This is a genomic window from Vibrio sp. 10N.222.55.B11 (genome assembly GCF_041473705.1).
Lineage (GTDB): Bacteria > Pseudomonadota > Gammaproteobacteria > Enterobacterales > Vibrionaceae > Vibrio > Vibrio crassostreae_C.
This window is the reverse complement of the sequence record NZ_JBFRST010000083.1, coordinates 1-21,118: the sequence shown is the minus strand read 5'-3', so window position 1 is coordinate 21,118 and position 21,118 is coordinate 1. Positions and strand designations below refer to the sequence as shown.

Annotated in this window: 15 protein-coding genes and 2 pseudogenes; 4 read left to right on the top strand and 13 right to left on the bottom strand. The window is 41.6% G+C overall.

What is annotated here, in order from left to right:
* A partial coding sequence (locus AB4503_RS23680) for an Lrp/AsnC family transcriptional regulator (protein WP_372115807.1) occupies positions 1–348 on the top strand: 348 nt, incomplete at its 5' end.
* Positions 349–377: 29 nt separating this feature from the next.
* On the opposite strand, the gene tssG is transcribed toward AB4503_RS23680, so the two are convergent.
* The 13 genes from tssG to AB4503_RS23615 all read right to left on the bottom strand — a co-directional run bounded on the left by tssG (position 378) and on the right by AB4503_RS23615 (position 16,264).
* Entirely contained in the window at positions 378–1,373 is a 996-nt protein-coding gene (gene tssG, locus AB4503_RS23675; protein WP_192853946.1) for a type VI secretion system baseplate subunit TssG, read from the bottom strand.
* Positions 1,370–3,118, bottom strand: coding sequence for a type VI secretion system baseplate subunit TssF (gene tssF / locus AB4503_RS23670; protein WP_017064523.1), 1,749 nt, complete (start codon positions 3,116–3,118; stop codon positions 1,370–1,372). The genes tssG and tssF overlap by 4 nt, the downstream gene beginning before the upstream one ends.
* A 10-nt stretch (positions 3,119–3,128) precedes the next feature.
* A complete protein-coding gene (gene tssE / locus AB4503_RS23665; protein WP_017067543.1) occupies positions 3,129–3,539 on the bottom strand; it encodes a type VI secretion system baseplate subunit TssE in 411 nt (136 codons plus the stop codon).
* Between the two features lie 60 nt (positions 3,540–3,599).
* The gene (gene tssC, locus AB4503_RS23660; protein WP_017062582.1) at positions 3,600–5,075 is read right to left on the bottom strand and encodes a type VI secretion system contractile sheath large subunit; all 1,476 of its coding nucleotides are present in this window, start codon (positions 5,073–5,075) and stop codon (positions 3,600–3,602) included.
* An 8-nt stretch (positions 5,076–5,083) separates the two neighbouring features.
* Positions 5,084–5,590, bottom strand: coding sequence for a type VI secretion system contractile sheath small subunit (gene tssB / locus AB4503_RS23655; RefSeq protein ID WP_017064520.1), 507 nt, complete (start codon positions 5,588–5,590; stop codon positions 5,084–5,086).
* Between the two features lie 17 nt (positions 5,591–5,607).
* Positions 5,608–7,182: a type VI secretion system protein TssA gene (gene tssA / locus AB4503_RS23650; protein ID WP_372115806.1), complete on the bottom strand. Its 1,575-nt coding sequence runs from the start codon at positions 7,180–7,182 to the stop codon at positions 5,608–5,610.
* Position 7,183: 1 nt separating this feature from the next.
* Complete coding sequence (locus tag AB4503_RS23645) at positions 7,184–9,175, bottom strand: protein kinase domain-containing protein (RefSeq protein WP_102333582.1); 1,992 nt, start codon at positions 9,173–9,175, stop codon at positions 7,184–7,186.
* A 668-nt stretch (positions 9,176–9,843) separates the two neighbouring features.
* Positions 9,844–10,797 carry a hypothetical protein gene (locus AB4503_RS23640; RefSeq protein WP_372115805.1) on the bottom strand — a complete coding sequence of 318 codons (954 nt, stop codon included), beginning with the start codon at positions 10,795–10,797 and terminating at the stop codon, positions 9,844–9,846.
* Entirely contained in the window at positions 10,790–11,782 is a 993-nt protein-coding gene (locus AB4503_RS23635) for a DUF2169 domain-containing protein (RefSeq protein WP_372115804.1), read from the bottom strand. Before AB4503_RS23635 ends, AB4503_RS23640 begins: the two co-directional genes overlap by 8 nt.
* Entirely contained in the window at positions 11,763–13,082 is a 1,320-nt protein-coding gene (locus AB4503_RS23630; protein WP_371722023.1) for a hypothetical protein, read from the bottom strand. Before AB4503_RS23630 ends, AB4503_RS23635 begins: the two co-directional genes overlap by 20 nt.
* Positions 13,083–13,107: 25 nt before the next feature.
* A complete protein-coding gene (locus AB4503_RS23625; RefSeq protein ID WP_017062589.1) occupies positions 13,108–13,593 on the bottom strand; it encodes a hypothetical protein in 486 nt (161 codons plus the stop codon).
* On the bottom strand, positions 13,593–15,671 hold the full coding sequence (tssI, locus tag AB4503_RS23620) for a type VI secretion system tip protein TssI/VgrG (protein ID WP_372115803.1): 2,079 nt from the start codon (positions 15,669–15,671) through the stop codon (positions 13,593–13,595). The genes AB4503_RS23625 and tssI overlap by 1 nt, the downstream gene beginning before the upstream one ends.
* A 74-nt stretch (positions 15,672–15,745) precedes the next feature.
* On the bottom strand, positions 15,746–16,264 hold the full coding sequence (locus AB4503_RS23615; protein ID WP_012600867.1) for an Hcp family type VI secretion system effector: 519 nt from the start codon (positions 16,262–16,264) through the stop codon (positions 15,746–15,748).
* A 454-nt stretch (positions 16,265–16,718) separates the two neighbouring features.
* Between AB4503_RS23615 and tssH the strand changes: the two genes are divergently transcribed.
* The 3 genes and pseudogenes from tssH to AB4503_RS23600 all read left to right on the top strand — a co-directional run.
* A complete protein-coding gene (gene tssH / locus AB4503_RS23610) occupies positions 16,719–19,412 on the top strand; it encodes a type VI secretion system ATPase TssH (protein ID WP_372115802.1) in 2,694 nt (897 codons plus the stop codon).
* Positions 19,399–20,779: pseudogene (locus AB4503_RS23605) on the top strand (sigma 54-interacting transcriptional regulator); the annotation flags it as partial. The gene tssH and the pseudogene AB4503_RS23605, both read left to right, overlap by 14 nt.
* An 83-nt stretch (positions 20,780–20,862) precedes the next feature.
* A pseudogene (locus tag AB4503_RS23600) lies at positions 20,863–21,027 on the top strand (helix-turn-helix domain-containing protein); the annotation flags it as partial.
* Positions 21,028–21,118 lie beyond the last annotated feature (91 nt).

Genomic DNA, 21,118 nt, shown 5'->3' with positions numbered 1-21,118 from the left:
ATCGGCTTGTCGCGAACAGCGGTCGCTGAACGCATCAACAGGCTTGAAAAGACCGGTATTATCAAAGGGTATACGGCACAAATAAGAGTAGAAAATGACGGGAGAAAAGCGGCCAGTTATTTGCTAATTTCTTGTGAAAAAGGTAAGAAAAATGATGTAAGTAATGCATTAAAAGAACTACCTGAAGTCAGACTTACAAGCATTGTTGGGGGGACCTACGACATTATTTCTTTGATTGAAGCTCCTGATCTGCAATCAATACACCATTTATGTAATGAGATAGAGTCTTTCAATGGCATTCGCTCTCTCAATACAACAGTAGTGCTACACCAGCCAATCAGTCGTTAAAAATAAAGCCGCTCTTATGAGCGGCTTTTTTAAATGCCTCCAATTACTCTAATCTTCGCATCTTTCGTACCTGCTTGACCCAACCAAAAAGTTTGCCCCAAACTCGTCCCATCACCTTGACCGAGTTGGTTCTTTGGAACTGAGTCTAAATCAACGGTTAGCTTTAAATCCCAAGACATGGGGTCACGAAGAATAAAACGCATCAACCCCACTAAAGTTTTATGGAAATCTCCTCCATAGGAGAACTTTCGGAACGTCTCGAAATCAATGTTATCAATACAAAGATTAAACTTACCGTTTAGATCTGGGATGCTCTTACCTAAATGTAAATTTGAACCCAAAATACAATTCGTTCTATTTAATTGATTCCTTTGGCATTCGGCAATTTTTACTCTTCGAAAGACCCACTCTTCGATTCGAACACTTGGTAATGAAAAATAGTGCGCAACAATGCCAGAAATCAGTTTCGGAGAGCGTGTCCTGGTAGATAGCTGATTGACGTAAGACAAAATCTTTGCACGATCAAGCCCGATCGTATCAGACTCTTGAATAACATTAGACAACCCTGCTAGGTGCAGCATACGCCCAGAAAAGTCATCTGTTGCATCGCTTTGATACTGAACATGATAACGGTACTTTTTCCAAACACGATAGATTAAACTGGTATATCTATTATGAAAGAAATCAAAGAAGTCTCTAACTGGATTATCATCATCTCTACCTACTAATTTTTCTGTATAGTTCGCGGGCAAAGGTGAACTTGAACCGTGTAATCCTAAAAAGTTAGTTTCAATTCTCGAATAGTGCTCACCAGACCTTTCCATATGACTGATGAATTCCATATCACTTTTGGGGAAACAGAGGTTTGGTGAGACACTAAACGCAATTCTCTCTTGATAAAAATATTTGTTTTCACCAACCGCTACAAAATCACTGCCCGGTAATAGTTGGTAGTGCTTCTCTAACAACAAAACTGCTTGAAAAAAGCTAAATTCGTTTATTTTTTCTGATAATTCATCAATCATAAGATTGTTTGCTGTCCAGTTAAACTTGCCCATTGGTAGCTTTCGCCACTGCGTTCATCGTAGACTTCTAACTCTGTAAATGAGTTAACACTTGAATATAAGCGTATGAACTCATTCAATACATTTGCCATCAAAAACATGTCCCCTTCATTGACAAAAAAACTAGAGTTCATCTTAAGCTTAAATTGATTACCACGAACGGATACCCCTCTAAACACTCTATCGATAGGTTTCATTTCTGATGAGATAATGCCGTCAAGCCTGTGCAACGAAGCCCTATGAGCCTGCCTATCCACTCTAGAATGGAAGTCATATGTAGACAGTAAAACCTTGAGTACATCAATATTAGAGAGCGATAGATAATTCAATGACATATTAGCAATCAGTTGCCATTGGAGTTCGCCATTCACTTGCGGGCTAACAGATTGCGTAGGTTTAGTAATATTACTAAACGTGGCGTAAGTTGGAGATTTATGTGTGGTATATATGATGTCTCCTACAGACAATCTTTCAGACAAATCTGCATTACTGCACAATAACTTCATCAAAACCGTTTCGGTTCCTAGGTCTGCAATATCCCCATTGTGGGTATGAAAAGATATATAACGCTCAAGCCCTCTTCCACTCACTCGCTCTGAAACTTTTGACTTGTAGAAATCACGTTTATCTCTTTGATTTATTTGGTGTTCAAAGGACTCAAATTCAATAAGAGATTTTCGTCGCCTTTCATTTTTGCTCCAACTTTCTACTTGGTTTATTGAATAAACTTCGTAGTGATCCTGGTTGTCACTCTGTGGCCGAACTTTATACTCATTTCGGCGATGTTCAAGCCGAATTGGATCACCATCTTTTTCGAATAGGTTCACAGCTGGCGTGCAATGTAACCTTAAGTGCTTATCTTTCAGGACAACTTCGGCAGGTAATGCTCTCTTAAAATGGAATTTAAGGTTCACGGTACTTCTTTGTGGTATCCCTTTTAGCCAATCGAGACCCGTAATATCAAAAAACATAAATTTGTCTGGTAAAGAAAAATATTCTTGCAACAAACGATAACCTGCAAATGAATTGTCGCTATATGGCAGTATCGCTTCGTCGTCTTGGTACCCAACCGGTTTAACAAATTCAGGTCCAAGTTTACGTTTATACCCACCGCCCACGTCTAACTCGACGTAGTCTAAGTATCTAAATATCCATAAGAAAAGAATTCTAGTTATATGGATCTCACCATGTAAATGAAACCTTAATTTATCTAACCCGATACGAGATAACTCTAGCCCATGTTCAGTCGCAAGTGTCACATCAACAGATGAGCTTGTTCGACTGTTGCTTTGGTCAATGCTTGTGATTTTTAAGGGGAAAAGCTCTACGTCATAGCAGGTTCTGAATAAACATTGCGTACCTTCCACTTGTTCACTAGCCATCTCAGCCCCGCGCTTTACCACTGTTTTTTCAGTGACACTTCCGGAGTGTGGCGTTAGTTCGCTAATGCATAACGAAGGAATCGAGCGCATGTAATGTGGCCACAACAGCGTCATTAACGACTGAGTGAGCTCTGGGAGTTCATCATCAATCTTTTCTCTAATACGGCCAGTAAGAAACGCAAAACCTTCAAGAAGACGTTCTACATCAGGATCGAATGTTCCTTCAGACAAAAAGTTGGTCAGTTTTGGATTGTACTTGGCAAATTCGCTGCCGGATTCTCGTAGATATGTGAGTTCATCTTGAAAGTATTTACTGTTACTCAATGGGCACCTACTAAACGTTAAATTGGCCGTCAGTTCCCATATAGACATCGATAGACATCGGAACTTTTCCACCGTTGTGTAAGACTTCTCCGCATATGCCAAAGCCTAATTGAAGAGGGTTGTTGTGATTTTCTCGGTAATGTACTTCAACGCTTCGTAGCCGAGGTTCGAAGCTTTCTATTGTGGAAGTGATGTTCTTTTGGATGTGACGAACTAAATTGGTGTTGTTCGATAGAACATCATTGAAATCAGGTAAGCCATATTCCCCATCGATCATTGCATTACCCGCATGAGTATTAAGCAAATCAGCAAGGTGCAGATGAATGGATTCAATTAAATGCCTATGTGAAACCACTTTTTCATAACAGTTTTTCGGCTCACCAAGTTCAATTCGTTCTAATAATCGGTAACCTTTTTCCATATAACACTCTAAGAAAAAAAGCAGCCAGTGAACCTGGCCGCTTATTTATTTCCAAACTTATTATTGGTCTAGCTTACCAACCAAAGATAAGTCAAAGCTCGCGCCCATGTACTTGAAGTGAGGACGAACAGACATTGATACTTTATACCAACCTGGGTCACCCTCAACGTCAGACACTTCGACTTTAGCCGCTCGTAACGGTCGACGACCACGAACTTCTGCTGGCGGGTTCTCTTGGTCAGATACGTATTGACGAATCCATTTATTAAGCTCAACTTCCAAATCGGTACGCTCTTTCCAAGAACCAATTTGCTCACGTTGAAGCACCTTAATGTAATGAGCTAAGCGGTTGATAATGAACATGTAAGGTAGCTGAGTACCCAACTTGTAGTTCATCTCAGCTTGCTTGCCTTCAGGTGTATTCGCAAACACTTTTGGTTTTTGAACTGAGTTTGCCGAGAAGAACGCTGCGTTATCAGAACCTTTACGCATTGTTAAAGCCATAAAGCCTTCTTCTGCAAGTTCATACTCTCGGCGGTCAGAAACCAGAATTTCGGTTGGGATCTTAGTTTCGATCTGACCCATCGCTTCAAAGTTATAAACCGGTAAGTCGGTTACCGCACCACCACTTTGCGGGCCAATAATGTTTGGACACCAGCGATATTTTGCAAACGACTCACTGATCTTTGAAGCCATAGCATAAGCTGAGTTACCCCAAAGGTAATTGTCATGGCTGTCCGTAACCATTTCATCGTAATCAAACGCCTTAATTGGGTTGTCTTCAACTGAGTATGGCGTACGCAGCATAAAACGTGATGTACACAGCCCAACATAACGTGCGTCTTCGTGCTCGCGGAATCCGCGCCACTTAGTATACTGAGGACCTTCAAATACCGACTTTAAGTCTTTTAAGTTTGGTAATTCTTCATAAGAATCTAAACCAAAGAATTGAGAAGATGCAGAAGTAATAAATGGTGCATGAGACATAGCACCTACATTACCCATATATTCCATTAGTTTAATATCAGGCGAAGACGCAGATAGTTGGTAATCACAAATAACGGCACCTACAGGCTTACCACCAAATTGACCGTATTCACGAGTATAAATCTGCTTATATAAACCTGATTTCACTACTTCAGGAGCATCTTCAAAATCATCCAGAACTTCGTCTTTCTTAGCCGAAATAAGTTCGATTTGAATGTTTTCACGGAAGTCCGTGTGATCAACAAGATATTTAAGACCACGCCATGTTGATTCAATCGCTTGAACTTCTTCGTTGTGAAGAATTGCATCAACCTGTTTAGACAACTTTTGATCAATCTCAGAGATCATCAAATCAACTAAAGACTGGTCTACTTTTTCTACTGTTGAGCTGCTTAATAACTCACCAATGAATGCTTCAACGCCACGCTTTGCAACGTCAAAACCTTCATCACTAGGTTTAAGGCGAGTCTCATTTAAAATGCTATCCAGAAGAGAGCCCGACTCAACTAGAGCTGCTTCTTGTTCTGGTGCTTGTGCTTCTGCCGACATGATCTTCCTTACTCTGCTTTTTCGCCTTGGTCTGCACCAATGCTTAGTTCATCCAAAAGTTTCTTTCTTGCTTCTTCATCTTGAAGAACTGCTGCAATCTTCTTACGGAACGCAGGTACATTCCCTAGAGGGCCTTTCAATGCAACCAAGGCTTCGCGAAGTTCTAGTAAACCATTCAGTTCAGGAACGCTCTTCGCAATCGACTCTGGAGTAAAGTCCTTCATATTTTTGAATGTAATATCAACGCCAATTTGCGCACCTTCTTCATCAGAAAGACGGTTTTCAACATTTGCTTTTATATTCGGTGCGTAACCTTCTAATACTTCGTTAAAGTTATCTTTATCGATATTAATCGGATTACGCTCTTCGATCGGAGTTTCATCTGCACGAGCAGTGAAGTCACCGACAACCATCATACTTAGGGGCAGTTCAACATCATCAGACGCATCGCCTGTTGCTGGAACATAACGTATATTAATTCGCTCTTTCGGAGCCACCGAGCCATCACGTGACATAATTAGTCCTTTCTAGTTTATTGCTGGTCATAAATTGTTTCCCATTCGCTATATCTCACAGGTAAAAAATCCTTAGTTCGATATAGTTCCTTTAGAGTTTTTTGAATTAGATTTTCTAAAGAAAAAAACAAATGGGGTTCCCAAATTGATAGATTTAGTTCCTTAGCCACTGCCCAACTTTGTTCCAAGTAAGGCAAGCACAAAGGGTATAAACCAACACTTTGGTAGGCTTTCACTAACTTTAAGTGCAACATGAATTGTCCACGACCGGAGTTATCCAACTCGAGTTTGTTTGACAGTTCAGCCACATATTTACCCAAGTCACCTAGGGCAATATCCTCCATCTCAGATAGATCATCTTCAGCTACAACAATAGTTTGAATTATTGACGACTTACCCGAAGGACAAGCGTTACCTGTAGACAACCAAGTAATCGTTGCTTCATCCGCAAATGGAATAGAATTTTTGAAAGAGAGGTTCTCAATTCCCTCAAAAGAATCGACAAATCTCTTTGTTTCTTGCTTTACAGCCAACGCAGCTTCGTCATACCCAAGATTGTCTAATATTGAATAAACGAAATAATGCCCAGTCAGCCAAAATGGCGCATCAGTAAGTGTTCGCTCTAAACGCTTGATCGTATCGATATCACTTTCTTGATTTGCTTTATCTCGATATTCCGCCTGCTGGTCTGATGACACAGCGAGGCTAAGAGGCGTTAGATTGTCTTTGTGATCAGGTAAACCATCAACGTCGGCCCATGTCAGGTGACGGTAAATCCGATATCCTAAAGGTTCAGTCGGATTTGAATGCACCATGATCTCAGACACTTTTTTTAACGTACGCTTTGATGCAGCCGGAGATGAAAAATCTGTGTCAACGTCTACAGTGCTGTGCTCTCGAGGTTTACTTCGTTTCTGATTAGGCGTGGTGTGCGTCTTCGGACTGTCAGCTTCGTGGCTTTGTGGAACGATCGCTTTCTCGGACAGTGCAACAACATCAATGAGCGGTTCGGAATCAGCCAAACTGTGTTCAACCAACGTTTCTTCATTTAAAGATGCGTTCTGCATTAGTTGATTCAAATGACTTTTTAATTCGAAAAAGTCTACATCAGAGTCTTGAAATATCTCGTCAAACTGACGCTGGATACCTTCAGTTAGTGTGATACATCGAGATAGAACTTCCCAGTCAAGGGATTCTGCAGACAATTTAGTCGCGACGAGTTTGAATTGATGATTGAGCCACTCAACAGCCCCATCTATACCTCTTTTACGTTTAGGGTATAACTCATGACCAAAACGACTGATTGAGTCATTGAGCAAAGATAATCCTTCCTCAAGCCCTATCTCGCCTTTGTCCTCTACCAAAGAACGGATCAGATAACAAAGCGCTTTAAGATCCTTACTATGCTGACTTAGCACTTCAATCGAATGGACTTTTACTATATGCCAGTCAACAGTCTCACCAAATAATGAACCAAATTTTTTCACTTCGGCTTCCATCATTTCATAGCAAAACTCGTACCTAGCATCCTCACCAGTTGGTGAGTGTTCAGATATTGGTGCTAATAGCGTTTCAGTATCGATCAGACTCAAGTTAACCTCTGCTTTCAGAATTGTAATTTCTAATTGCTCGCTCGATTGCTATAGCACCTCGCGCTGGTTTAGATAGTTGATGACTTTTGTCTATAGAATCACTTGCCATACTATTAAGAATTTCCGTTATTTCGCTGAATTTCTTAGGGGCATTAGTCTCTAGATCAGCTAACGAGTCGTGAAGTTTCTGTCGGCCAAATACTGATTGTTCAGTTACAGTACTGAACAAGATAAATTCGCTTCTTGCTACTTTTAGAGCTCTTACTTTAGCTTTCAATTTTGGCGTGTTACCAAAAAATGATTGCGCAGCTTCTGCCTCAAGAATTGCTTTGGTGTAATAATGCTGCTTTGCATTTTTCTCTATCGAGGCATCTATTCCGCTGAGCACTTTTCGCGGTAATACATGACTATAAAAGTAGGCTCTTGACTGGTTTACTTTCCAAGCAGTTTCAATATCACTGTCTGCAACATCTGATTTCCCATCTAAGATGAGTTCGACTAAACGCTGTTCTTGATTCCCACCAAAGGCGGCAATATTTTGTGAATTGATGGTCGCCTTATTCAGACTTGCCATCGTTTCCGTCAGCGCTTTATCTGCATAAGGAAATAGAGAGCCGTCACTGTTCAGTTTTTCTCGCAAAACAACGAGATCATGCCGGATCGACATCAGAGTTTTAGGAAGTAGATCGACCGCCCCTTCATATTCATTCAAGTCCGATTCATAGTTTTTATACAACTTAGCTAATTTGCTCTGTTGGACTTCATAAGCTTCTCGGTAAGGAGCTGTCGAGACGACATCTTTTTCCATATCTTGTAACGCGAATTCAATATCCCATGGAGACTGCGCTAAAAAAGACGCGGTTTGTGCAGGTTTAATAGTGCTCACAAGGCTACTTGAACTGCTGGTAGATTTAACAATCGATTTCCATTCAGGCTGACCTTGGTTATATAAATATGTGCCAGTGATAATTACGACACACAGAACCAAACTCGCTTCTAAGTATCGGAGTCGACCACTTTGAATTCTGTCAATAGTTCGATGTTTGGTTAGAACGAGATCAGCATTCCGTAAACTACTAAATAAGGGAGCACTTACATCAGCACCAAATTTTTGGGTATCGATCTTAGCTAGTTGCTGCGCAAACGAAGTCGCTGTATACCTGTGCTGTCGAGGGTTGTTGACAACATCTTTAATTAACTTCCATACATGGTTAGGGATTAAACCTGGTCGTTTTTTTGCTTGTAATTGAGTTGTCCAAGCATCACCAAATGCAGCACCAAGAAATAGATGCCCAGTTAATAACGCCAATGAATAGACGTCATCTTGAGGTTGAGCCACGCCAGACTTTATAAATGCAGGAGACGCATAGCTCATGCTTGCTTCTGCGTAAGTATTAGATTCACCAACATAACGAGCAGCACCAAAGTCGATCAACTTTACATAATCGGACTCTGTAACAATAATGTTTGAAGGTTTAATATCTAAATGGCAGACACCTCTCGTGTGCATAAACTCAAGCGCACCAGATAATTGATATATCAGCCACGCAATATGATCATGCCTAAAACCTTTAGGAGTATGACGAGCCATTTTTTCAGCCAAAGATTCGCCCTGAATCCACTGATACATAAAGTATGGTCGATCGAACTCTTTGCCTATTTTAATGAAATCAGCAACACTCGGATGTTGAGACATCTCAAGACGACTGGCTTCATTAATGATTAATTCATTCGCAAGTTCAGATGAACCTTCATTTAGAACCTTACAGCAAACCTGTTTTTCAGGGTTCCCTTTCTTGGCCAGGTGATAAACAGTCGTTTTGCCATTTTTTGAAGGTAATGTATCTAACACGTCAAATTGGGAGAAAATCACATACTCTAGCTTGGGCTTATTTTTATTAGCCATATTCTGAGCTTGCTGATTTTTCTTTTCGATCGCTTTCACAACCAACTTATCTAGATAACCTTTGGCTGTCCCTTGCTTTTCTGGCACGTTAAACTCTTTATCAAACGAAATAAATTAATGCTGGATAATAATTACTGTCCAATACCCTTTTCAATAGCAGTATTTAAAACCATCGGTAAGACTATTAATTCAGTTATTATTACTAAACAACCGAACATTACGACAAACGCTTTAACTAACTATTTTTGGCTAAAAATTAGGGTACTTATCCACGTAAATAACGAACTAAACATACATTGTTAACTGAGTCACATTTTTAGTTCATTCTAAAAAAAAAAGAATTGTTCGTTTATCTGAGTAATGTTCAGAAATAATATTGATTATCTCTATAATTGGAATAGGTGTTTGGGAAGTGGATTCACCAAATAGGAATTAGGAATAGTTCGATATCAAGTGAGTATGGTAAAGCACTGAAATACTGCTCACTTATCATAAAACCATCAAGCCCCGCTCCTAAGCTTGAGTTCGTCATTGGAATGTACAACGCTATACTTAATTACGATGATAAAAATACACATCAGTTTCATCAAGGTGTTACAAATTTAGAGATAGAGCGGTGCAGCAACTAAAGCGGCTTGATGAATAAGGTGGATCTAAATAAACGCTAAGACTAACTTTGTCTACTGAATCGCCTTTCAGAGAATTGTCGTGTGATAATGATTATAATATAAGCGTTTCGTATCACGGCTATGCAGTCAGGTCTGTTTCATACAAGTGAGTTGGAGCAACGCCCTTTCTCCTTTAACATCAAACATTAACAGGGTTACAGGGCTATTATGCGTTACCTCTTGGATAGTGCAGGCCATTAATGCCAATGCAGAACAACTACCCAATGTACCCCATAAATCGTTAATTAAAGTGGGCTGCTGTGGGTTATCAAAACATTCGGCGCGTGCACCTAACGCGAACCCATAATCTTCAGTATGAGACCTCAGATTAGTCATATCAGAGAATACAGGCCCAAAATTTTTGATCTTACGGCTCGCATTTCTCACTAACTTCATCATTGTTCTACGAGTTGTGTTTGCGGCTTCTAAGTCAAAGTAACCTAATTGCGCCAAGGGCTTAAGTTTTAACGTTTTAACCAAATTGTTTCGACACAAAATGACACCAGCCCCTCCCTCGCTTGGAATAATCCCCCAAGGATTAGATGAGCTCATTACCTTTCCGGCATCAATTAAACCGCTAAGGTCATCGACAAGTGAGTCCACCGAAATGCTCATAATTGCGTCAAATTGGTTCAATTTCGCTAATGATGTCGTTAAATGTGACGGCCCACTTTGTTGAACAACTTCATAATGTGAGATTGAATCGCAATGCCTACATTCATTTAACCACTCACTCATCGCAACAACAGAAAGAGCCTCCGGTATATTAACTAGTAGAGGAATAGGCTTTAATACTTTAGGCAATTGTTTCAAAAGAGACCCAATTAAGCTCTCAATAAGCTCTTTACACTTATCAAACAATGATGTCTTCGAAGTGTATTCAATATTGGCGAAGGTGAACCTTTCTATTCCATCCAAGTCCACTTTCTGGTCAAACCTTCCCAAATCCGCTTTGGCGACTGTTGTGGCGATATCAAGGTTCATGCCGGTTGGTGTCATGGCCTCCATCCCAATAACAAATCGTGCTGAATTGTTATTCATTATCGGAAAACTCCTGTTTTTTATGAATCTTCGTTGACACTAACAGGTGCTCCTCACCTTGACATGGAAACGCAGCGCTATAGCTGATTGAAAGTGTGCGAGTCTCGGTATCGATGAAAACGGTAGAAATAAACATATCAGCTTGATAATTAGCATTTTTGAAATGCGCTTCTGCGACATACATTTCCTGAGGGAAGCGGAAAGAGAGCGAGTCATCATGACAAAACCCACTCATCATCAAACGTTCGCCGCCAGATATGAAGCCTTTGCATTGTTGGTCTAGTGGCGCACTCTGATAAAAACGCTGGTCAAAGTCTACGGGATAAAGAGGTTTCCTATTCTCTAGCCAATCGTCATCAAAAGTGCCAGCATATTGCTGACGAGCCCCGAAAAATGGGGCTAACGGGCCAAATCCAGCAACCCGTGTATTCTTGGGTGTCGCACTCCAATCTTCCGTAGGATAAAAAACCGAAGGAACCTTCTGTTTCAATAGTTCCCCTTTAGTATCAGCAATACCTCCGCCGAGCCGGTTTCTTAAATCGCCTCCGATAGCACAGGAGAAGTCCATCTCTTTTTCCACAAATGGGAGTGGTTTACTTAGCGTTACGCTACCTCCGTGCTCAATCCATTGCCTATCACCAAGTACCGATATGGTTTTGTCGATATGGCCATCAATCAAAAGCCGACACTCATGGTACGTAACTGCCTTTTTCGCGTAGCTTCGGGCCTTACCGAAAATCAGTACATCTGTGTTGGTTTTAACAACTGAGAACTCTTGGTCAGCTTTCATCGCGGAAAGCCCCGCTTCACCCAAATAAATCGGATCGTCGTAAATCTCTGACTCTTCTTGCTCCGTCCAAACTGAATCTACGAGTTTCCAAGAGCGTTTTCCAACAACAACCCACACCTCATCGCCATTCTGATCTCGTTGGAATCTGCCTTTAATAGAAAGGTCAGGATGATTCTCAATATCCCACAACTGCATTATTATTCCTTAAATTGAACCTTTCTGAGGCTGCTGAATTCTGAGTTAATCGTGTGATATTCCAGTTTTGTTGATGAGCAGGCATAGTAAAATCCCAAGGAATGTATGATCGAGTGTGAAGACAAACCTGTCGCCAAATCCAAACCCTAAATACGGTACTAACCTGAGTATCGAACATGGCTTGTATACTGGTTTCTAAGGTCAAAGGTTGCCCCATTCGACTTGGTGATACTTGTATGTAAGCACCACTTTCAACCCACTCTGTTAACTTTATGAGTATTTCATCCCATTCAATGTCGAGGCCAAAATTTTCTGGTGTCACTGGCATACGTTGTCCATAGACAATATAGAGCGCCTGAACCCATTGCTCGCCATCGAACTCATCAAGGCTTAACATCAATTCAACTATTTCAGGAACGTGCTCATTCAGGCCATGTAAAACAAACTCAATTGGCGCCAGCGCACCGCTCGTATCAAACTTGGAAAACTCTTTGAGTTCTAAAAGTTTGGCAAAAGTAATGACTTCAGGATCAAAGACACCATCGACGGATACACCGAACTCCTTACGAAACCATGTATTCCTGTCTTCCTTCGCAAGTAATCGTTCAAACAAATTCTGACTGCCCGCAGTATTTTCAACTAACCAAATGACGCTCTCTGAATCATTTTGTAAAGATAAAAACGAATGCGTTTTATGATCGGAAAATCGTTTATCTTTGAGCCAACGTTTTAATAAACCGACAGTAATACTCTGACGTAACTGTATGCATTCAAGGAAAAGTAAGGGAAGCTTACAACCACCTTCAACCATTCCGATGATCACAGAGTCGATGTCTGATAATGATGACTGAACAACTAGCAATTTTGCGGTTTGGTAATCCAAATCATCAAGTATCGATAAACCACAAAGTAGGTTTTCGTGCTCTTGTCCAATTTCAGAATTCAACATGAGCCAAGCATAAATGGTTGGTTCGCTCTGCTTTAATTGATGAATCAATCCCGGAGCCAATCGATAGAAAGACCAATAAACATTTTTTAGGTCTTCAATCTGACGCTCAGCCAGCGCTAAATACTCCAGTTTAACGCTTGGGTATCCCCTTTTATGTACTTGTAAGCGTTGCTTTAACAAGAAACCGAGTGTCTCCGAAGCCAGTGACAGCTTTTCATTACACATATCCAGCCACTTGATAGGAAGCTCGTCCAATAAAGCGAGCGTACTTTCCGCATTAGTGATGGCGAGTTCCAAATCTTCATTAGTAATCGGCTGGTTTAGTTGATCAATACCTATTTTTTGACGCATCCGTGAATCCAATCTAGTAACACGATCAATTGATCGCGATGGTGCCGCCTTGAATTTTTTGAGCCTTCTCTGCTTGGGAAGTCACATATTTGGCTTTGGTGGTAATTCGGCCATCACGGCCGCTGTAACGAGTCTCTGTTTCGCCACTTCTCACAATTAACTCTTGTTCCGTTTCAATAACCATTTTCTTTGCTCTCAGTACAAATTCATCAGAATCATCTAGAATGGAGAAAAAGATATCTGTGACTAAAGGGAGATTAAAATCGTTATTTAAAAATTCGATACGACATGAAAGTTTGTTATCAATAGCAAGTTGTAACTCGGCTAATTTGAACCCCCGCCCCAACCTCGCATTTATTGGTTGCTGTAAAGGGTTACCTTCGAAATCGACACGAACACCACTTTTAGATTCGTTAATCGATACAATTGTTCCAAAACGCGAAAAGCAAGCCGTTGATTCGGCTTGCTGTTCGGTGATGGTTTGGATAATTTGGGTTTGTTTTTCCATCATTAATTGATCGCTACGTTTCCACCTTTGACTACAACTTTATCGCTTCCTTCAATGGTTATTGAAGAACCGGACAACTTGATAGAACCATCACTATTCATCACTAATGAAGACCCACCCGTTTTCAGTACTATCTTGTCACCGCTTATGATCTGGGTCGCACCATCGGCTTTGTATGAAGTATTTCCTTTAACAGAAACCGTTAAGTTGCCACCAACCGTTTGGTTATCATCAGCTCCAATGTCAGAACTTTTTGAAGCACCTACCGTTAAGTTGCTATTTTCGCCCACATCCAAGTCATCATTCTTACCAATCTTGGTAATTTGATTGTCTCCAATTTCTAGATCAGAGTTATTCTTAACATATTGAGTCTCATTGGCATTGTAAGTAACGGATACATCTTGTTCGACAGTTTCAGTAAACGTACTGTTAACTTGGGTGGTCTTGTGTCCGTCAATGGTCTCTTTGTGATCACCGTGAACATCATTTGTCTGATGGCGTGCAACCTTTAAAAACTCATCTTGACCTATGTCGCGATAACGGTTATTTAAAACCTTGGTCGACATGTCCTTTTGCGCATGAATGTAGACTTCTTCTTGGTTAGCTTCATCTTCAAAGCTCAACTCGTTATAGCCTGTCCCTTTATGCGTTTGCGTTCTAAAAGTTGTCCGCGTTTTGTTCTCTGGTAACGAATATGGAGGATAATGAAGTCCGTTATAAACTGCGCCAGTAACTAAAGGCCTATCAGGGTCTCCCTCTAGGAAGGTAACAACCACCTCATGGCCGATGCGAGGTAGGTATACCGCCCCCCAAGTCGGTGCAGCCATTGATTGGCTAACTCGAATCCAACAACTCGAATGCTCATCGCTCTCGCCATAACGGTCCCAATGGAACTGGACTTTGATTCGCCCAAGCTTATCGGTATAGATCTCTTCACCTGCAGGCCCCACGACAACCGCTGTTTGCGTACCTTCAACCAAAGGAGCTTCAAGTTTTGGAGCTCTAAACTCAACATGTCTAGGAATACACGCGAACTGATTATGATATGTAGTTGGCAGACCATTAGTTTCGTCTTCATGCACCTGAGGGTCATGACCACTATGCATCACCGACAGCATGAGGTAATCGCGGTTAATTGCCGAACGTGGATGCTCACTGATACTAAAACTGTATCCAGACGCCAGTCTCATGACATTACTGGTCGCCTCTACTTGCTGATTATCTACAACGTGCTCTGACATCCATTCATTTGATCTTACTTGCCCCATTGCTGGGTCAACGTAACGTCCTGGAAAATCGAATAATTTCAAATCTAAATCGAGTTCGCCGGAGCTGCTCATTTCCTGAGGGATCTTCGGAAACTCATAGTTATAATCAGTGTAAGTAACGTGGCCAGTTTTTACTCTATTCACGAGTTCAAGGTCAGAGATATGCTCGCGGTCTGCAACACCGCCACCATCCGCATGATAAACAATAGGGCCTAAATAAGATCCGTTTAGTGGCGTGCTCAATAACTCAGCGATTGCATCATTACTGTCGACAATAACCATTGTGTGGTTAGCTTCTGTATGTTCGAAGTAGTACCACATGCCGTGTTCTGCCAAAATTCGTTGAACAAACTCTAGGTCTGTCTCTCGATATTGGAGCACGTATTCTTTTGAAGGATAGACACCTGACAGTTCTAATCGATAATCAGTTACTGACGCATCATCTAAAACTTCAGAGATGATCGCCGACGCTGATTTTTGTTGAAAAATGCGGCAGTCTTGTCTTTGGCTCAAAAACCAAGCTTGCGGAACAAGAGTCAGTTGGTAACGGGAGAATCTCCTACCCGATCCAAGGTAACGAACTTCATTAACTACGCCGTGAAAGCATCTCGCTGAACTGACACCTTGACCATATAGAGTCAAGCTACCTGGTTTACGGATGAGTGCATCAAATGAGATATCAGGATCAAGTGAAAGTAATGATAGGCTGATTTGAAAAGGCTTTGAAAGCTCTTCGATTACCTGAAAGCTCTCCACACGAAAATCATGCTCAGAGCCTTGCAGTTCAAACTTAAATTCTACGTCATTCACCATATCTTTTACCTGATACTAATAATAGAAATAGGGCCAACAGCAGTTGTTGACCCTTTGTTTTTCACGAAAAGCGATTAAGCTTCGCGTGGAGCACGCCAGTCATCGTTACCAGCAGTACCACAGTTTTCGTGAGTTACTTCGATTGCACGGTAAGTCAGCTTAAGTACTTCTTCAGTTACACGATCTGAAGTTGCAGCGTCTTGACAGTGATTCATACGAGTTTGAATATCTACAAGTAGTGCATCAATTAACTTGATTGAGTAGTAGTGCTCTTGCTTACCTTGTACTGAAGTACGGTAAAAACGGATTACACACTCAGGAAGCTTTTCGCCAGACACTAATGCGTTGAATAACAGAGGTGAACAACGGTCTTGTACTTTAGTTACTACTACAGGGCGGTGAACACGTTGACCTGTTGGTTGGCCACTTTGTGGGTCACGTGGAACTGTTAGTACGTGATCAAGTTCTTGAACTAGGAACTCATCAACGTGAGCTTCTTGCCAAGTGTTACCTACAGAATCTGCAGAGTAAGTATCTTTAGTAATGTGACCTTGAGTTTCACCATTGATAGACATATATGCTGGAGTTGGCATCGATATTTCCTTTTTAAAATTTATAATTCATTAATTCACCAAATCGCTTATCACCGCGACTGATTAAGCTAATACAAACATCATGCCAACTTTATAAAACCAATAAATACAGATAGTTACAATAAATTATCCGTTATAAATATTATATTTAACAACAATTTGTTGTTTAGAAAAACGATTTATTGAACGTGGATACTAATAAATTGAATTTAAAAAACAAAGGCAAAATAACTATCTCGAAGATTAGAAACAAAGTCAAAAAAACTAGTAATTAAATCATAACGCCTAGACTATTTATTATTTTGAACGGGATTTTAAATATTAGTCAGATAAAAAGCCAAAACAAACAATAAAAGTAACCAATAAACAATAGTAAATTCATCACCGAATAAAAAACCAGTTATCAATTTTAGTATAATTGCTGCATCCCATATACATAACTAATAGAACTAAAATGATAAATATAAACCTTTCCTCTTTAATACAACGTCTGCACCCTATTGTAAAAGTCGCTTTAGAGGACGCCGCTGCATTAGCCGTATCGGAAAAAGCCAATGAAGTGCAAATTGAACACTATCTATTAAGCTTATTAGAAAGGCCAAATAGTGATTTTGATATCTTATTAAGTCATTTCGATTGCTCAGAGACCATTTTAAGGCAATCCATTCGTTCGACTTTAGATACCAACACAACAGGCAACGGCAGCAAGCCCGTTTTTTCTTCGCTTTTAATCGAATGGCTCCAAGAAAGTTGGTTGGTCTCATCTTTAGATCTATCCGAAACTCAGATTCGCTCTGGCGCCCTACTTCTTACACTCGTGAGTAACCCACTACGCTATGGTCAGCACGGCTACGCTTCAATCTTAGACGGTGTAAACCCAGATACCTTAAAGCGTAACTTTTCTGAACTCACAACAAACTCACTAGAATCTTTAGCAACGACATCAGAAAAAACCGATGCACGTGAAGATGGTTCGGCATTAAGTAAATTCACCACCGACTTTACCGGCAAAGCAAGAAAGGGCGAGATCGACCCAGTATTCTGCCGTGATCAGGAAATCCGACAAATAATCGACATATTGGCGCGACGCAGAAAAAATAACCCAATCGCCGTAGGTGAGCCGGGAGTTGGTAAAACAGCGGTGGTAGAGGGTCTTGCATTAAAAATTACCGAAGGAGATGTGCCAGACTGCCTCAAAGGTGTTGAACTATACGGCCTAGACATGGGCTTACTTCAAGCAGGAGCGAGTGTAAAAGGTGAGTTTGAAAAACGCCTTAACGCAGTACTAGATGAAGTGAAGAATTCACCGACTCCAATCATTTTATTTATAGATGAAGCTCACACGCTAGTTGGTGGAGGCAATCAAGCTGGAGGCAGTGATGCTGCCAACCTACTTAAACCCGCTCTAGCACGTGGTGAAGTAAAAACAATTGCTGCCACCACATGGTCTGAATACAAGAAATATTTCGAAAAAGATCCAGCTCTGGCGCGCCGTTTCCAACTAGTAAAACTCGATGAGCCATCAGCTAGTCAAGCCGCATTGATCATCCGAGGCTTAAGACCAGCCTATGAAAAATCACATAACGTGTACGTACGTGACGACGCAATCACTGCCGCAGCAAACTTAGCTGATCGTTACATCACTGGACGCCAACTGCCAGATAAAGCAATCGACGTGTTAGATACGGCTTGTGCTCGCGTCAATATTAGCCTTAATGCAACACCGGCACCTGTCGAAACATTGCATCAAGAAATTGCGGCTGCGAACCGCGAACTCGAAGCTCTTGAGCGTGACCAACTGCAGCAAACCGGTGACAAACACAGCGCCGCTTTAATTCCTGATCTAAAAGAGAAGATTGAAAAGGCCACCGAAGAACAAGCTACCCTTCAAGTTCAATGGAAGAAAGAACAATCTCTTATTCAAGAAATCATTGAACTGCGTAGCCATCTTTATAGCCTTACTACTCCTTCGACTGAAGAAGACAGCGCTCCTATAGCTGACAATACGGTTCAAGATGATGACGCACTAACAAGTGACAAACCAAATTGTCATGAATATTCTGAAGAGCAGACTCGCGAAGCTATTCAATCTTGTAACGAACGTTTAGATAACGTGCGCGGTACCAATCCACTCGTTCACTATGAAGTGGGTCCCGACGAAATTAGTCATGTAATTTCTGATTGGACAGGCATCCCTATTGGTAAGATGCTTCAAGATGAGTCGCAAGCAACCTTAAACTTGAAACAAAACCTAATCCAAAACATTAAAGGCCAAGAATTTGCCATTGATGCGCTTGCTGAAGGTATTCAAACCGCAAAAGCGGGATTAGGTAACCCAGATGCACCAACGGGTGTTTTCTTATTGGTTGGCCCAAGTGGTGTAGGTAAAACAGAAACCGCTCGCGCTATCGCTGATCAGATGTTTGGTGGTGAACGCTTCATGACAACCATCAACATGTCTGAGTTCCAAGAGAAACACACGGTTTCTCGTCTTATTGGTTCTCCTCCTGGCTATGTTGGTTTTGGTGAAGGCGGTATGCTGACCGAAGCAGTTCGTCAGCGCCCTTACTCTGTTGTTCTTTTAGATGAAGTTGAAAAAGCAGATCCAGAAGTACTCAACCTGTTCTACCAAGTGTTCGACAAAGGCACGCTAAATGATGGAGAAGGTCGTACCATCGACTTCAAAAATACACTCATCATCATGACGAGTAACCTCGCGACACATGAGATTGAGTCTTTGGTTCACCAAGCGAAAGACATTGATGCCAATATCGTCGCTGAAGCCATTCGCCCAACGTTGAATCAACACTTCAAGCCAGCCTTGTTGGCTCGTATGTCCGTGTTGCCATTCCTTCCACTTTCAGACGCAGCAATGACTGATATCATCCATCATAAACTGAAGAAAGTGTCTGAGCGCCTACAAAGCCACCACAAACTGGCACTTTGCTATGGTGATAACTTAGTGGAATTCGTATTAGGCAACTGCCGCCTTGCAGAGACGGGAGCTCGAAATATTGATGCCGTTATTAACCGTCAACTATTGCCGCAGCTTTCGACTCAACTACTGGTGAATGACAAGGATGATTCACATACTCAAATTGAAGTTTCTGTGGACGAGCAAGGAACTCTAACCTATGCGTTCAGCTAACCATAGTGAGCTTAGTAACGCCCTACTTGCGATCAGCCAATCTCTGGCTGATCGCAGCCAGTTAGCTCAAACTTTGGATGCCGTTCTCACAGCAGCAAGGCAAATGACTTTCGCGAAACATGGCATCATTTACGTGCTTGACCAAACCGGTCAAGCCTTGATTCCGAGCACCGCACACCACCATGAAAAAGTCATTGCCTCACATCCTTGGGAGCCTCTGCAGTTAGACACAGTAAGTGAAGCCGACCCATTCAACTTCGCCGTACGTAACGGCGAAGTTGTCTTGATCAATGAGCTATACACTTACAATGGTTATGACTGCGAAGGCATCTATCAAACCGAGCAAACGTTAGGTCTAAAAAGCAACAACTTACTTGCTTGGCCATTGATTGATGATGAAGGCAAAACCATTGGATTATTGGTTTTGCTCGATTTAAGCGTTATCGATAACGAAACCGCACTTACCGAGTTTTGCCGAATGGCGGCAAGTAATATTCGCCATGCCATTTGGTTAGAGCAATATGGACAAGTGATTAAGAGTTTAAGCGCCGATAACCAAGCATTGGTCCGTGAAAATACTCAGCTAAAAAAGCGGACAAAGAAAACCTATCAAGGTCCGATCGCTGAAAGTGAAGAGATGGTCAATGTATTGAGCCGACTTGATAAGGTGCTCTCTCTGCCTGTCGACGTCTTACTAAGAGGCGAGACAGGTGCGGGTAAAGAAGTCATTGCAAAATACATTCACGAAAACTCGAATCGTTCAGATCAAGCATTAATCGTTCAGAACTGCGCCGCAATTCCTGAACAACTTCTGGAATCCGAACTTTTCGGACACAGAAAAGGGGCATTTACCGGTGCAGACAAGGACAAAGTTGGCTTATTTGAAGCAGCAAACGGTGGCACCCTGTTCCTAGATGAAATTGGCGATATGCCAATGCTACTTCAAGCTAAACTACTGCGTGTGCTGCAAGAACGTAAAGTTCGTCCTGTTGGTGCCAGCAAAGAAATTGAAGTGGATGTCAGAGTCATTGCAGCGACACACTGTAATTTAATGCAGCAGATTAAAGACGGTGGCTTTAGGGCCGATTTATTCTATCGCTTGAATGTTTTCCCTATCACTTTACCACCACTGAGATCCAGACAAGCGGACATTATCCCACTTGCTGAGCACTTTGTTCAGCACACCACGACGATGTTAGGCTTGCCTCAATCACCAGGCTTGAGTGCTAATGTGAGAAACCAACTGCTCGCTTACCCTTACCCGGGTAACGTGCGTGAGCTTAAAAACATCATCGAACGCTCGGTTCTGCTTTCCGATTTCGAAACCATTACTCAGATTGAGTTTGGTGAACAGATCCCTGAAGAGGTAGAACACCATCAAGTCGTTGCTCCAGTTACATCGGCAATACAGCCCACGTTTGAACCTGAACCTCTAGGAGATGACGATGTCGCAGTTGGCCTAAAAGAGGTCGTCAGCCAATACGAACGTACCGTAATTATTGACTGCTTAAACTCTTGTAATTGGCACACGAAACGAGCGGCAGAGCAACTGTCGCTTCCATTAAGTACGCTCAATCACAAGATGAAGAAATACGATATTTCTGCGGCGGGTTGAGCTCCGTGGATGAGCAAACTGAGCAGATCGATTGATTAAGTTCCGATTGACAATAAAAACCGCCCTAAGGCGTAATGCCGTTCACTTAAGA

Bases quoted from the DNA above. Each gene is read 5' to 3' on its own strand.
- AB4503_RS23625 (WP_017062589.1), bottom strand. From the start codon at position 13,593: ATGATGGAAAAACAAACCCAAATTATCCAAACCATCACCGAACAGCAA.
- tssG (WP_192853946.1), bottom strand. From the start codon at position 1,373: ATGATTGATGAATTATCAGAAAAAATAAACGAATTTAGCTTTTTTCAA.
- AB4503_RS23630 (WP_371722023.1), bottom strand. From the start codon at position 13,082: ATGCGTCAAAAAATAGGTATTGATCAACTAAACCAGCCGATTACTAAT.
- tssE (WP_017067543.1), bottom strand. From the start codon at position 3,539: ATGGAAAAAGGTTACCGATTATTAGAACGAATTGAACTTGGTGAGCCG.
- AB4503_RS23635 (WP_372115804.1), bottom strand. From the start codon at position 11,782: ATGCAGTTGTGGGATATTGAGAATCATCCTGACCTTTCTATTAAAGGC.
- tssC (WP_017062582.1), bottom strand. From the start codon at position 5,075: ATGTCGGCAGAAGCACAAGCACCAGAACAAGAAGCAGCTCTAGTTGAG.
- tssH (WP_372115802.1), top strand. From the start codon at position 16,719: ATGATAAATATAAACCTTTCCTCTTTAATACAACGTCTGCACCCTATT.
- tssB (WP_017064520.1), bottom strand. From the start codon at position 5,590: ATGTCACGTGATGGCTCGGTGGCTCCGAAAGAGCGAATTAATATACGT.
- tssI (WP_372115803.1), bottom strand. From the start codon at position 15,671: ATGGTGAATGACGTAGAATTTAAGTTTGAACTGCAAGGCTCTGAGCAT.
- AB4503_RS23640 (WP_372115805.1), bottom strand. From the start codon at position 10,797: ATGAATAACAATTCAGCACGATTTGTTATTGGGATGGAGGCCATGACA.
- AB4503_RS23615 (WP_012600867.1), bottom strand. From the start codon at position 16,264: ATGCCAACTCCAGCATATATGTCTATCAATGGTGAAACTCAAGGTCAC.